We start from the raw sequence: 15,793 nt of genomic DNA on the forward strand, positions 1-15,793 counted from the left end.
TTTCTCTCTAGACAAAAGTTGAATTTAAAAAGCCCAAAAGTTTTAGCTTTTGGGCTTCATTCATTGTTATGGGTTGAAAAGATTTAACTTATCGGCAATATATAAGGTAGGTGTATCGACACGCATGCCCACATTATCCAAATACTTTTGCTCTAAACCATTGGTTGTCCAAAGACCCATGTCATCATCATTCACAATGCCAAGAGTTTGTCGGTTAATCAACCATAGACCTTCCATTTTGTCATGCGCATAACTTACACGTTTACCCATATCCAATACCAATGTTTTACTTACTGGCTGAATATTTAGTGCTTGTAATGCTTCCCATTTTTTATCGTTATTGATGAAATATTGCTCGAGGGTTTTACCTGCAATCGTTAAACCAAGTTTAGGATCTTGCACTAGATCGCCCTGAGTTGCGATATCCTCCAAATTGGTAGCATCCTTCAGATCAATACGATAAACATGTTTCATGATATTCGGATCGTCTTTAAGGAATTTGCCATCACGTTCCAGTACTAAAAACTCATGATCATTAATCGCAATAATAGCTGAGTTTGAGTTAGCATCAATTTCTTGACGATAGAGATACTGAGCAACTTTTCCTGTTTCAAGATTGATCGTCACAATACGTGTTAAGGTTGATTTATTAACAGCTTTAGTCGGTAAGTCCATTGTCGATTGCATAATCCCAACCAATGTTTTTTGGTCAGGTGTAATAGTTAAACCTTCCATACCACGGTTGGCACGACGATAACTAAATTCTTGCGGTAAAGTGAAGGTATTGCGCACATCATTTACAAAAGGATTAATACGACCAATTTCTTTTCCATTGGCATCATAGTGCACAATGTGAGGACCATATTCATCACTCACCCAGAATGTACCATCATTCAATGCTGCCAAACCTTCAGAATCGAGACCGTAATCATCAAGTTTGATAGGGTTCGTTATTGGGTCATAAGGCTTTGATGGATCTTTAGCGATGACCTTGCCATGAATATCGTAAGGTGTTTCGCCTGTACCACCTAGTGCAGCAGTATTCGGTAATCCACTAATATTATTTCCATCACGATCTTTTAATAAAATCGTTTTGATGAGTTTGATTGAGCCATCATCTTGTACCTCAAACAACCCAATTTTAGGTATATAGTCTGGCATTGGAAAAATCTTACCAGCACCATTCACGCCATCATTATAGTCAGCATTTGGGCCACGATCTGTGATTGCGTAAAATTGTTTATTGTTCGTAGGATGGGCAGCAACATCAGAGCCAAAGCCACCCTGTCGAAGTGTAAATGCACTCGCAATAGTTGTTCCATTCGCCTTAAAGCTTGTTAAGTTTTGGTAAGGCAATGCAACCCCTTGGGCAAATAAGTTTGGACCACACTGGATGGAGCTTTGCTGGATTTCATTCGCATCCAACTCACCATTTTGATTTTTATCCAAACCACTTTCAATACGTGTTCCAGCACTCCAGCAATCATCATTTCCAAGTACTAAAGGCGTCTGTTGAATCAAACTATTCAATCCATTTTGACCATTGTCCCCATCATCAGTACATGCGGTTAATAAAATTGTCGAAGCTAATAAAGCTAAGGTTAGTGGTTTTTTTTTCATTTTTTTGAAGCATCATGTTTAAAAAGCTTCATCATAAGAAGCAAAAATGACAATTACATGAATGAAATATGATCAATGTAAAATTTTAGCAAATTAAAAATATCAGTAGTTTGTGGGGGTTATATCTAGGTTTTCTTCATTATTTATCAAATGTGGTTTGAGGTAAAATTAAAATAAAACTTTAAACTGCCACAGTATTCTAGATATAAGCAGCCTTATTATGAAGCTGTCTCATAGGGCAGGGTTATACCAATGCTAAGTTTGAAGTGATTGAATCATCCTACTTACTAACGACACAATGTGACGTGTCGAAATTTATGTTTATTGAAAATTCCCCCAAATAATTTAAATTACTGTAATATTTTCCAATAGTTAAAACATTGCTAGTAGCATCATCAACTTAAATGTACTGTGTTGCAGGTAATAGAATTAAGACATCAGAAATAGCTTCAGCACCATGACTAAACCACAGGCAATGGTGATGACAGTGGTTCAACAGATTATCAAAAGTTACTTCCAACTGTCGCTTTAGGCTGGGATATATTACCTGAGCTTTATACTTATGCTAGCTATGGCAAAGGCTTCGAAACACCAACCTTTACCGAGATGGCCTATCTTACAGTAGGGACTTCAGGCATTAACTTTAATTTAAAACCTGCGACCAGTGATACCGTAGAACTTGGCTTAAAATCGCAGAATACCTTAGGGTTATTTACTTTTGCTGTATTTCATACTGAAACTAAAAATGACATTGTGCCTGACGATGCCAATGGCGGGCGAAGCACATTTCGTAATGCAGAAAAAACCTTACGTGAAGGCTTAGAGTTATCGTGGCAAAAACAGCTCTGGCAAGCACTCAATATTCGAACCAGTTATAGTTATTTAGATGCGACTTTTGATGCTGATATTCCAGCGACCACAACCAAACCGCTGATACAAAAAGGAACATATATTCCAGGTATTGCCAAGAATCAAGCTTTTGTAGGCTTGGCATGGCAACCTGAGCAGGGATTTCAGGCAGGCTTAGAAGCACGTTATATGGACAAGATTTATGTCGATGATATCAACTCTGATACTGCACCAAGTTATACGGTCGTTGCGGCAAATGTTGGCTATTTGTGGGTCAATAAAGACTGGAAAGTAAATACTTATGCACGACTAGATAATTTATTAGATCGAAACTATGTGGGTTCCGTGATTGTCAATGATAGTAATAATCGTTTCTTTGAGCCCGCAGATAGACGAAATTTTAATGTTGGACTATCGATAAAAAAATATTCTAACATAGGCTTTGTTGCATAAATACATAACCAACTGATTTTGTTCATTAATTTTTAGGTTGAAATTCATACAAACCTATTTAAATCAGAAGCTTACAAAATCTTTATGCAACAAAGCCGTGGAACAGCCACAAATAAACTCAGTAATAAATTTTTAAACATATTAATCCCCCGTTAAGTAACGGATTATAACAGCCGTAACTATCTAATCACATGCAAAAAGTAGCCGTTTCGCCTTTTCCTGTCCTCACATGATGCAAGCGGACCATACATCTTAATCAGATAGAAATCGAGTCGAGGTAAATCAATCCATCACAAATGGAGCAGAAATTATGCTTGATCACACTCTTGGTTAATGCTGAAAAGTCTTTGAGTTTTAATTAATAAATAAGTGTATCCATGTCTACCCTCAACTTTACTTATTTTCAGATAGCAACCAATCGAGAGCACTCATTTTTACAATACCATTATAATTCGCTTCAGTCCCTATCGTGTCTAAGGTAAGCAAATACTTGGGATACGAATCAGAAATTTTCTGTAATGGACGTAACTCTCGGCTGAGTGTCTCCTCATTGAGCGTTTCTAATGCCACCTGATAATAAGTTAAATTCTGTAAAGTATCGACAGCAACAAAATCAATTTCATATTCATCAACCCGCCCTACATAGACCGTATAACCTCGTCTGACAAGCTCAAGATAAATCACATTTTCTAAGATATGACCTTGATCAGCATTAGCATCAGGCAACATAATCCGGCGCAATCCGACATCAACTAAATAGTATTTTTCAGAGGATTGTAATAACTCACGCCCGCGTACTTTAAATTGTGCGGCACTATAAAATAACAAACTGTCCTGTAAGCCCTGAATATAGCGTTTTACTGTTTCAAATGAAATTTTAACCCCACTTGAAACAAAGGTATTTTTAATTTTATTGATGGAAATAGGTGAGCCTGTCACGCTTGCCAAATATCTTGCGACACGCTCGAGAGAGTTAATATCGGCAGTATTCAAACGGGGAATAACATCTTTAAACATTACACTGGCATAGACTGCTTGCAAGTAATCATAAGTTTCCTGCTGGCTAGTCATGGCAAGCGTATAAGGGAAACTACTGCGCGTATACATGGCATACAAATCACGATTTGATAATTGTTGGATGATCGGATTATTTTCAATATGCCACTGTTTAAATTCTTGGAATGACAGAGGTAGAACATGTTGCTCGATATAGCGTCCTGTAAGTAAAGTCGCAAGTTCTCCACTTAGAAAGAATGCATTTGAGCCTGTAATATATAAATCGATATAATCCCGAACATATAAAGAGTCGACTACTTTCTCAAAATTTGTAACATGTTGTATTTCATCTAAGAAAACATAGTTTTTTTTACTTTTATCAACTTTGGACAATACATAATCATGTAGTTTACGGTAATCGGTGAGTTCTTCAAATTCCATAAATTCGAAGTTGATGGCAATGATGTTTTCGGCTTGTACACCCTGTGCTTTTAGGATTTGTTGAAACATTGCCAATAAGGTGGATTTTCCAGAGCGACGCACACCTGAAAGTACTTTAATGACATCACGGTCTTGCCATGTATTCAGAAATTTTAAGTAGCCATCACGTCGAATATTAGCGCTTCTCATTATTTACACTTGGAATCTAAAGTTTTAATAAATTATATCAAATTTTAGAACGTATATGTAAATATATTTAATTTTAAAAAAAGTTTAAGGTTAAGTGAAACATTCAAAGCTGCTGTTGAAGTATACGGATAGTAAATGTAATAAAAATCCAGATTCTATCTTTTTTGACTCTGTACACGACAAAAAACCTAAATATGCCTAATATCGTATCTGGGTCTACTCCTTAGATGAGCAATGGTGATGCCTTGTTTTCGGATTTGTTGAGACTGTAAATAAAACTATGTAAACGCTTAAACTCCCCCAACGTTGTTGGGGTCAAACAAAAGGTGTTTACCATGAAAGATGAAGCAATGTTGGCACTCGCTAAAGAGTTAGCCAAGAACCTAAAAACCGAACTCGATCTCAATAATTTTAGTCGGGCTTTAAAGAAATTGACTGTTGAAACTGCCCTTAATGCGGAACTCACCGACCATTTAGGTTACGAAAAGAATAGTCCACGAACAGGTAAAAATGCTCGCAATGGTTACACAACGAAGCGTCTACTGACTGATGATGGTGAGTTTGAACTAGATACCCCTAGAGATCGTGAGGGTAAATTTGAGCCACAGCTTATCAAGAAAAATCAGACCCGTATCACAAAGCCAATTTCTGCTTTTGAGTGAGGTAAAGCAATTTGAACCGTTAACATATTAGTAGAAATAGGATCTAATGGTGCAGAGCAGGATAAGGCAATAAATGCAGGTTTATTCGGTGGTGGTGAGCGATCATTCTTTGGTTTACCATCAAATAAGCGAATCCATTTGGATACAAGATTTGCATTCAATCCATGTTGCAAAGCGACCGAAGCAATTGAAACGTCAGGTGCTTTACAAGCCTGAACGATCTGCTGTTTAAATTCAGCACTGTATGTTCTTCGTTTTTTCGCTAGAGATGCGATGGATGTCTGATTATTTGTCGTCATAAATTTAAGTCCCCACTTGTTTTTAAGTGGGGACTAAATTAAGGCTTATAGGATGAATTCATAAGGTGTGTTCAGCGGACGCTTACGAAAAAACAGCCAAGTGCTCATATGGTACAGTTATATCAAGAACAATGGTCAGATTGGCTATCAACGACACATGTGGCAAGTGAAGGTGTCCTGCAGAATGAAAGTTAAGTGTCTATTGAGGGGTACAATCTAATGGGAGAAATTGAAAAATAAAATACCATTGAATATTTGGTCATTATTTGTTAATTTCTGCGCAAAATTTAACATGCAATAAATTTATGTTCAAAAAAAATATAGTATTAAAAAGTATTTTGCTTACTTTGGGTGGTTTTGTTGTTACTCCTTTTGCATTTGCAGAAACATTTGATCCAGCGATAGATGGTTTGATTCGAAACCAGCAGCGCCAAGCAGAACTAGAAAAAATTATACAACCAGAACGTGATGTTAATTTAGATGTCATCCAAAAAAAAGAAGCTGTACAACTTACCGACCTTGAAGATCAGAATTGTTTTGAAATCAAGACAGTTGAACTTGATGGCGAAATGAGTAAGCATTTTGATCAATATGTGCAACAAGCGTTAAAAGATTTAAGTTTTACTCCAGGTTTATGCATGGGTGAGCAGCGAATTAATCTGTTGATGACGCAAACGCAGAACATCATCATTGGCCGAGGCTTTACTACGACACGAATATTGGCTGCACCTCAAAACTTAAGTACAGGCGTATTAAAACTCACCGTCATTCCGGGATTAGTTCGAGAAATCAAACTCGATTTAAGTGATGAGGAAAATACCCGAGCAGGCCGAATTCAATATGCCAAAAATATCTTTCCAATGAAGAGTGGCGATATTCTCAATTTACGTGACTTAGAGCAAGGCTTAGAAAACTTAAAAAGACTGCCTACAGCGGAAGCTGATATTCAAATTATTCCTGCAGATGCGCCCAATCAAAGTGATGTTATCGTCAAATGGAAACAGCGAAAAATTCCAATTCGCGTGACCTTAAGTGCTGATGATGCCGGTAGTCGTCAAACCGGTAAATACCAAGGTAACATCACCGTTTCAGTCGATAACCCTTTATTTAGAAGTGACTTATTTTACGTCACCATGGGCCGTAACTTAGCAGATCAGCAAGAGATTACGGATCAAAATGGAACCACTGTGAAGAGCGGAACCCATAACTATGCCCTTCATTATTCAGTCCCTTATAAAAACTGGCTGATCAGCGCCAATGCGAGTCGATACAATTATGACCAAGCTGTTGCAGGCACCAATAATGTCTATAACTATAATGGAGAAAGTCAGACTCAAGACTTAGGCTTGACCCGATTGCTTTATCGGGATGCCAAGCGTAAAACCTCAGCGACCTTGAAAGGCTGGCATCGAGAATCTAAAAGCTATATTGATGATGCCGAACTGACCATACAGCGCAGAGATGTTGCGGGTTGGCAGTTAAACCTTGATCATCGTGAATATATTCAATTTGCAGTGCTGGATTTGAGTCTAGGGTATAAGCGAGGCACAGGTGCATTCGATTCATTACCAGCAGTTGAGGAAGCGCTGAACGAAGGTACATCACGGATGAAGATCTGGACGCTAGATGCCAATCTGAATGTTCCGTTCCAATTTGAGAACCAGCAATATAGCTACTCAAGTGCCTTTAGAGCGCAATACAATGACACCCCGCTGACCATCCAAGACCGGCTTTCCATTGGTGGAAGGTATACAGTACGCGGTTTTGATGGTGACCTAACCCTAGCAGCAGACCGTGGCTTCTACTGGCGCAATGATTTAGCCATGTCTATTTTTCCCGCACATCAATTCTATATGGCCTTGGATGCTGGGCATGTTGATGGTCAATCTGCCCAATGGCTTTTAGGTAAAACCCTTGTGGGTGGTGCGATGGGGCTACGTGGTCAATTTAAGGTGGGTGGCACTTTTTACTACGATATATTTATCGGTAAACCAATCAAGAAGCCTGAATATTTCCAAAATTATGATTTGAATTATGGTTTTAGTGCCAGTTATTCATTCTGATCTAAAGAAAAGTACAAACTAAAAAATGAGCTCGTAGTATTAAAGCGAAAAAATCTCCCAAATAAAGACACATTGGTAATTGAAAAATGAATAAGAACTGCTATAAAACGATTTTTAGTCAAACCCGTGGTGAAATGATTGCTGTTGCAGAAAATGTCGCAGCTGCAGGACAAGCCTCAACACAGAATAATAAAGCGGTTGATCTTGAAACACCAGTCGTTGCTTCTGAAAAAAGTTTAGCTTTAAAAGTTCTTTCATTTTCATTGATGCTGATTACAGGCACTGCCCTGATCAATGCATCTATTGGTGTATCGCACAGCAATGTTGTTGCAGACTCGAATGCGGCAGGCAATCAGCGTCCAACGATATTGAACAGTGCCAATGGCACAACGCAGGTGAATATTCAAACCCCAAGCAAAGCTGGGGTATCGGTGAATCACTACCAGCAATTTGATGTGAATCAGAACGGTGTCATTTTAAATAACAGCCGCCAAAATACTCAAACGCAGCTTGGGGGTTATATCCAAGCCAATCCGTGGCTTGCAGGCGGTGAAGCCAAAGTCATTGTTAATCAGGTGAACGGCAGCAATCCAAGTCACTTAAATGGCTATGTAGAGGTCGGTGGACGTAAAGCAGATGTGATCATTGCCAACCAAGCTGGGATTAATGTCGATGGTGGCGGTTTTATCAATGCAGGTGGGGTGACTTTAAGTACCGCCAATCCGAATATTCAAAATGGACAAGTGACAGGTTATCAAGTCCGTGACGGGGTGATTAACATCACAGGTCAGGGCTTGGATGCCAGTAAAGCCGACTATACCCAGTTACTCAGCCGTGCTGCACAGATCAATGCGGGGATTTGGGCTAAAGAATTGACGGTGGTTGCTGGACAAAATGATATTGAAGTTAATCCGCAGGCTGGTGCGATACAGGCGGCTTCGGGGTTGGCAGGCACTGTGCCACAGTTTGCCATTGATACCAGTCACTTAGGCGGAATGTATGCGGGCAAAATCAGTTTAATCAGTACCGAACAAGGGGTTGGGATTAACAATGCAGGGCAAGTGTTTGCTTCAGCCGGGCATATTAAAATCAGTGCCAATGGCGAGCTGCAAAATAGCGGTGCAGTAGTTGCAGAAAATAAAGTCGATAGCACCCCAGCGAGTTTAAATCTTCAAGCAAAAGATTTAAACAATAATGGCAAGATATTAAGTCTAGGCGATCAACGCATTCAGGCTGAAAACGTCAACAATACCGGCCTCATTAATAGCCAAGGTTTAACTCGTATTGATGCCAGTCAAGGCATCCAAAACGTGGGTACAGGTCAAATCTATGGTGACCATATTGCCCTGCAAGCCGCGCATCTTCTCAATGCAGAACAGCAAACCAATGGCGATGTCAAAGCAGGCACGATTGCGGCACGTCAACGCTTAGATATTGCAGGCGGAAAAATTGAAAACCGAGAACAAGCCTTAATTGCCAGCGAAGGTGCGCTGACTGTTGGTGGACAACTCAATGCAAACCATATGGCAGAAGGCTCTGCCGCATTATTAGACAATGCCAGTGCACGTATTCAATCCGTGGGTGATATGTACTTAGGCGTGGATATTTTGACCAACCGAAATTTGCATTTCAGTTCAAGTGTCAAAGAAATACCAGAAACCCGCAAAGATGTGACCGCTTATCAAGGTGCTGGAAGCGCTGAAATTCTTGATTCATCGCATATTACAGGTCGTGGCAGTTATGACAGCATTTATCTGGATGGTCAAAAATATGAAGACTATACCCGATATATCTACAACCAGTACGAAACCCAACACTATGTGGATTCCAGTGCACCAGCGGAGATTATTTCAGGTGGCACACTGACGCTAAAAGGCCAAAGCCTGACCAATGACAAGAGCCAAATTCTAGCGACGAAAGGCATTAATATTGAACAAAATGAAGTGAATAATATTGATGCTGAGGGTGAGCATCGTGTGATTAAAACGGGGACATCACAGTATCACTATGTAGGTTGGAATACATTAGGTACAAGTAAACGAAGTAAGTGGAACAGTGTTAAACCCTATAATCCAGCTGATATCGTAACGCCAATAAAACTTGATGTGGTGAAATATGATGGTGCTCACCAAGGCACATTAAATGGTGATACCTCAGAACTCAGCTTACCGCTGCAATCCTTATACAGCGTTAATAAAGAAAATAATAACCGCCCTTTGATTGAAAGCAGCGATGCCTTTACCAATTATAAAAATTGGTTAGGCAGTGATTACATGCTGCAAATGTTCACGACCAACCCACAAAATATGCAAAAACGTTTAGGGGATGGTTATTACGAGCAAAAACTGGTCAATGACCAAATTGCACAACTGACGGGTCAAGTTTATTTAGATGGTTATACGAACTTCGAGGATCAATTCAAAGCCTTGATGGATTCTGGGGTAAGTGCTGCCAAAGATCTTAATTTAAGTGTTGGAGTGAAGCTCTCAGAAGCACAGATTGCTCGATTGACCAGTGATATGGTGTGGCTGGTGACAGAAACCATTACCGTTGATGGCGAAAAAATCCAAGTCTTGGTACCGAAAGTGTATGTTGCGGTACAGTCGGGGGACTTAAACAACAAAGGTGCCTTGATTGCAGGCGAGACGGTCAATTTAAAACTGAGTGGGGATTTAAACAACCAAGGCAGTATTGCTGGACGCCAATTGGTGAGTCTTGAAGCCAATAACATTAATAACGTGGGTGGCTTAATACAAGGTCGAGATGTCTTTGCGACAGCACACACCGATATCAATAATATTGGTGGGACAATGACCGCCAATCAAATCCTTGCCCTTGATGCGGGCCGAGACATTAACAACATCACCACGACGATTAAAACTGAAAATAAGCACGGTTTAAGTGAATTTAGCGCTGAAAACATTGGCCGTGTTGCTGGGCTGTATGTACAAGATGCGGATGGTCAGCTGGTTGCCAATGCCAAGAATAATATCAATCTGACTGCATCAGATCTACAAAGCCAAGGTAGCATTGCGATCCAAGCGGGACAAGACCTGAATCTTTCTACGGTGAATGTCAGTCGCAGTGATTTAAGCTCAGCAGGTGACAAGGATCAGATTCTGAATGCTTCGAGTCGAGATGTAGGGACGCAGATTCAGGCGAAAGGAAATATTTCCCTGCAAAGTGGTGCCAATACTCAGATTAAAGCCAGCACCTTGAACAGTACGTCGGGCAATGTAGTGATTGATGCTGGACAAAATGTCTTGATCGAAAATGGACGAGATGAACGCAGTTCTCAGCTTGCAGCCCAAGAAAAAGGTGGCTTCTCTACAACAGATAAAAAAATCCAATCTTCGACCAGTCAATCGATTGCAACCGACATCCAATCGGGTGGCAATATCCTGATCAATAGCCAAACAGGAGATATTCAAGCCACGCACCTGCAAGCTGGTGCGAAAGACAGCATTCAAATTACGGCAAACCAAGGCAATGTAAAACTTTTGTCAGATATTGATACTGATATAAAGAGCACGGAAACAGCCAAGAAAAATACAATTCAATTTAAAAACCGTCAATCAGGATATATCGACGAAGATGTTGCACAAACACAGCTCAAAGCTGGCAAAAATGTTGATATCAATGCCGGTAAAAATATCGAGCTGCAAGCCAATGATATACAAGCTCAAGACAATATTTATATTGGCAATAAACAATTCGAACGCCAAGCGGATGGCAGTTTAAAATCCAAAGATGGTAATGCCCTGCCCGAAAATGTCAGTCTGACGACATTAGAAACCAATGATCAGCAATGGGATGAAACCCAAAAAGGTTATCGTGGCATTGCCAAAGACTTAATGAAAGTGACTGCTGTTGGCTTAGCGGGTATTGAGGCTTTAGCTCCGGGATTAAAAGCACCGAAGATCACGATCGGAGAATCATCGAGCACACGGACTGAGCAAAGAACACAAACAGGGACCGATCTTGGTGCCAATAATGTCTATGTGGGTTCAGCAGGTCAAACGACACTGACCAGTAGCAACATTGATGCACAGAACACGGTCTTAGCGGGCAAAAAAGTCACGCTCGATGCAGCAGAAGAACAACACAAAACTGTTACGTCAAACAGCAAAGAAACGGTACAAGGTCTTGGGGTTAAGCTGAATAAAGACAGCATTCGAGTGGGCGGCTTTGTACTTGAAGACGCAGAGAATACCGTTAAAACTACAGCCACAACGCATAAGTCAGGCAATATCAATACTGAAAATTTAACAATTCAAGGTGCAGAAGGTGTAGATATCCTCGGCCAAAATATCACAGCGACAGGTGATACGATCATTGATCATGGTCGAGGAAATCTTAACATAGGCGGTTATGAAAATAAAACCACCACAGAAGAAAAGACTCATACTGAAACCATCAGTACAGAAGTCGGCATTCGCAATGCCTATTTAGATGCAATCTTAGCGGTAGAAGCTGTTGCAGATGCAACTAAAGCCTTATCTAAAGCTAAAGATGATTATAGCCAAGCACAACGTGACTATGCAGCGGGTCGAATTACCAAAGGAGCCTTAGATGACAGCAAAGCCAATGTCGCAATGGCAACGGCCAATGTGGCAAGTGCACAGATTGCTGTAGGGGCAGCAGCCGCATCTGCGGCTGCAAGCAGTGCAACCTATGGCTTTACTATTGGTGCCAATGGTGAAAGGATTGAAACTACGACGACCACGAATACAGAACAAAGCCAATGGCAAGGTAGCAACTTAGATTTAAATAACCTTCAGCTTAAATCAGAAGGCCAAGACATCAATATCCAAGGCAGCCGAGTGAATGCAACAGGCACCACGACCTTTGATGGCAGCAAAGACCTCAATGTGACTGCAGGCGTCGAGCATAGTAAACAGGACAGCAATAGTAAAACCAATAGCCAAAGTGTGAGCTATACCTATGGCGGTGGCGGCAGTGCTTCAATAGGCAAGCAAACCAGCCAATCACAAAACGAAAGCCTCACCCACGTAAATAGTGAAGTTGTGCTGAATCGTACTGAAGGTGCAATAGACAAACTGAATATTCAGGGCGGTGAGGTTTCTATCGCTGACCGAGGTAATCTACAAGTAAATCAGATCCATGTAGAAAGCTTGCAGGATACAGAGACTAGCAGTAATAGCAGCAAAGGCGGAAATATTGGCTTAGGTTTTGGTTCTAACGGTAAAGCCAGCAATATCAGCGCTGGCTATAACCAAAGTAAGGGCAGCATTGACAGTGCATGGGTAAATGACACTAGTAAGCTGCTGATTGGCAATGCGCAGAACGATGCTGATCTAGATGCGATGGGTGTTAAAAATATTACCAGTATTGGTGGTGTGATTGCCAATGCGACGAAGAATGAAGACGGCACATTAACGGATCACGGTAAGCTGAACTATTCAGGCGAACTTGCGCTGAAAGACATAGAAGATCATAACTACAACAGTAGCAGTGGTTTTAATGTATCAACGACGATAGGCAAAACCACGAACAACAAAGATGGAGAAAAATCCAAATATCCAAACGGTTCAACCACCATTGGCCTTAACAGCAGTGGACAAGAAACAGAACAATTGACTAAGGCAACGATGGGTCAAGGGACTGTTGCAAATGCCCCAGACAGCACCAATCGGGACATTAATAATACGCAAGAAATTACTCGTGACCAAGTGACGGGCATGCTGGATGGTTCTGTGACGGTTGATCAGCGTTTACTGAGTAAGAGTGGACGGGCGGAGATTATTCAAGAGCAGAAGGAATTACCTGAAAATTTCCGTCAAAGTGCTGAAAATATTGTGAAGCAAATGCCTGAGGGAGAATATAAAGAGAAGGCTTTACAAAGTTTAAATAATATACAAGCAAAACTTTATAGTTTACCAGCAGATTTTGAGGGTTTAGAGGAATATGGGCAGCAAGTTGCAGGGGAGCTATTGAAAAATGGTCTTGAAATTAAAGAGGTCGAAAAGATTATAGATACAGATAATTATTGGTATGCAATTCAAAAATTATCTGCTGTCCAAGAACAATTAGATATTTTGAGTCAGAATGGTAGTGGCATTGAACAGATTCTTAATTCTGAGCTCTCTAAAGAGCAACCAATAGTCAACTCAAACTCCTTAATTAGTATATTAGCTGAAAATACAGATAGTTCTCTTGCTGTAAAAGAAACGGATTTACTAGGTTTTAAATTTTTACATGCGGCAGCAGAAATTAGTAAAAATATAGAAAAAATTTCTGTAGATAGTGGTGTTGACATTGAAAAAATACAACTTGCTGCTAGCGTGTTGTTAGGAGGGCCTGTAAAAGCAACAGCAGGATATATAGTTAATCAATTTAGTGGAGAATATATTGATTATGCTACAAATGCGGTATCAGATCATTTAGTAAAATCACTCTACGGACTTTCAGATGGTCTATATGATGATTGGAGTCGGTCTGAAAAAATTAGTGAGTTGAAACAGCTTGGACTAAGCGATGATGATTTTCAACGAAGTCTTAATTATGCGGAATCACTGCAAAATGCAAAGCTAGGTGCTACTTTTATTGTTGGTATAGCTGCTGAGACACTAATTTCAGGGAAAGGAAAAGCTAAAAATAGTGATGAAATATCAGTAAAACCTACTGTTCCTGATTATGTTACTCGTAATGATCATGATTTTTCTGCTACAGAAAATTATAAAGGTAAACCAAAAGCTTACATAAATGACAAAGGTGATTTGGTTGCTGCAAACCCTGAAGGAACAGGATCTGTTCAATCTCATATTAGAGGTGGTAATTCTGAGAATACACCATACATTTCAACAAGTGATCCAGCAATAGCTATTGATTCTAAAAATTATGGTGGTGAGCAAATTAAGATTGATACGAAGCGATTGCAGGAAGATATTGATGCAGGTAAGATTTCTGGTAGTCAGATTGTGACACATACCGAAGTTAGAAAGGAATTACAATCTAAAGTCGATGCAGCTCAGGCGAAATATGATCGTAATCCTAGTAAAAAAAATCGAGATAAATTAAGAGATGCAAATAAAGATTTGAATCATGCTATTAGAGATGGGGAATGCTTAATCAAAGGTTGTGTTCCATCAGAATACATAAAGAAATAGTTTGTAAGGAGTATAGAGTTGGAACAGAAGATTATAGACTTATTAAATGAGATTCCTGATAGTGTCAATTATACAGATATAGCAGAGGACTTAGATGCTGAAGATATTTCAGTTAGCCGTATAGAACAGTTAAGAGAATTATTAACAAATTCGGATGACTATATTGTATTCCAAGCTGCTAAATTGTTGACATTTTGGGGAGATGATTATGGTTTTAATGCTTTAACTGCATTATTTGAAAACAATAAATTAAATGGTTTTATTGATCATAGGCTAAATGGTTATGATGATACATTGCAACATGTTCTTAGAGCATTTATTCGTTATTGGGCTGATAAATCTGACCATGGTCTAGGTACCTTAACAAGAAAAAAATTGTTTCCATATATTGTCAAAATAATAGAGCTTGCTAATACTCAACCTTTTGGAATAGATTCTTTATTTGGTTTAATAATCGATGAGGACTTCAAAGAATATATTCCATTTTTAAAAGAACATTTAATTTCAATCATTGATCATCCAGAAATACATGGTTGGAAAATTCATGATGTTATTGAGTTATTTTTAAAAATTGAACCTGATTTTGTATATAAATTATTGGATGAAAAAGGAAAGACGTTAAAGGATTTTAATTTTTGAAATTAATGTATCGACCAGTATTGGTATTCCACAAAAGGGAACTAAAGAAGCTTCTACAGCTCCAAAAGGTTCAACGACCATTGGTATCAATAGCAGCGGGCAAGAAACAGAACAACTGACCAAGGCAACCTTAGGTCAAGGTACTGTGACGAATGTGAAAGATACGGTAATCCCCCCTAAAAATAATAGGATCTAAAAGTAGAATTTTCTCTTAAGATACGAGCAGGAGATTCTGCATGAAAACATCTAAATTTACTGATAGTCAGATCATGTCCATCTTGAAACAGGCAGAATCTGGCACACCTGTAGCGACCCTTTGCCGTGTACACGGCATGAGTAATGCTACCTTTTATAAATGGCGTGCCAAATATGGTGGTATGGATACATCATTAATGGCTCGACTGAAAGAGCTAGAAGCCGAAAATACCAGACTTAAAAAGATGTATGCGGAA

Annotated in this window: 7 protein-coding genes and 3 pseudogenes; 6 read left to right on the forward strand and 4 right to left on the reverse strand. The window is 39.5% G+C overall.

Translation table 11 applies throughout. From position 1 onward, the window contains the following. Positions 1 to 66: 66 nt before the first annotated feature. Complete coding sequence (locus FTU66_RS12755; RefSeq protein WP_167846514.1) at positions 67 to 1,620, reverse strand: esterase-like activity of phytase family protein; 1,554 nt, start codon at positions 1,618 to 1,620, stop codon at positions 67 to 69. 474 nt (positions 1,621 to 2,094) lie between these two features. Here FTU66_RS12755 and FTU66_RS12760 point away from each other — a divergent pair. After that, positions 2,095 to 2,922: pseudogene (locus FTU66_RS12760) on the forward strand (TonB-dependent receptor domain-containing protein); the annotation flags it as partial. A gap of 268 nt (positions 2,923 to 3,190) precedes the next feature. Here the strand turns inward: FTU66_RS12760 and FTU66_RS13740 are convergent. Further along, positions 3,191 to 3,277: pseudogene (locus FTU66_RS13740) on the reverse strand (HNH endonuclease); the annotation flags it as partial. Between the two features lie 38 nt (positions 3,278 to 3,315). Beyond that, the gene (locus tag FTU66_RS12765; RefSeq protein ID WP_094069408.1) at positions 3,316 to 4,548 is read right to left on the reverse strand and encodes an ATP-binding protein; all 1,233 of its coding nucleotides are present in this window, start codon (positions 4,546 to 4,548) and stop codon (positions 3,316 to 3,318) included. Between the two features lie 335 nt (positions 4,549 to 4,883). Between FTU66_RS12765 and FTU66_RS12770 the strand changes: the two are divergent. After that, positions 4,884 to 5,186: pseudogene (locus tag FTU66_RS12770) on the forward strand (transposase); the annotation flags it as partial. Here FTU66_RS12770 and FTU66_RS12775 read toward each other — a convergent pair. Then, positions 5,171 to 5,509: a transposase gene (locus tag FTU66_RS12775; RefSeq protein ID WP_154320127.1), complete on the reverse strand. Its 339-nt coding sequence runs from the start codon at positions 5,507 to 5,509 to the stop codon at positions 5,171 to 5,173. The pseudogene FTU66_RS12770 and the gene FTU66_RS12775 sit on opposite strands and share 16 nt — an antisense overlap. Positions 5,510 to 5,814: 305 nt before the next feature. Between FTU66_RS12775 and FTU66_RS12780 the strand changes: the two genes are divergently transcribed. From FTU66_RS12780 to FTU66_RS12795, 4 genes are all read left to right on the forward strand, one after another. After that, on the forward strand, positions 5,815 to 7,572 hold the full coding sequence (locus FTU66_RS12780) for a ShlB/FhaC/HecB family hemolysin secretion/activation protein (protein ID WP_154320126.1): 1,758 nt from the start codon (positions 5,815 to 5,817) through the stop codon (positions 7,570 to 7,572). Positions 7,573 to 7,658: 86 nt separating this feature from the next. Then, positions 7,659 to 14,702 carry a hemagglutinin repeat-containing protein gene (locus FTU66_RS12785; RefSeq protein WP_179990510.1) on the forward strand — a complete coding sequence of 2,348 codons (7,044 nt, stop codon included), beginning with the start codon at positions 7,659 to 7,661 and terminating at the stop codon, positions 14,700 to 14,702. Between the two features lie 18 nt (positions 14,703 to 14,720). Continuing rightward, positions 14,721 to 15,341 carry a hypothetical protein gene (locus FTU66_RS12790; RefSeq protein ID WP_154320123.1) on the forward strand — a complete coding sequence of 207 codons (621 nt, stop codon included), beginning with the start codon at positions 14,721 to 14,723 and terminating at the stop codon, positions 15,339 to 15,341. Between the two features lie 236 nt (positions 15,342 to 15,577). Further along, positions 15,578 to 15,793, forward strand: a 216-nt coding sequence (locus FTU66_RS12795; protein WP_179989049.1) for a transposase, incomplete at its 3' end; no start/stop codon positions are given.

This window comes from Acinetobacter sp. YH12131, assembly GCF_013418635.1.
GTDB classification, from domain to species: Bacteria; Pseudomonadota; Gammaproteobacteria; order Pseudomonadales; family Moraxellaceae; genus Acinetobacter; species Acinetobacter towneri.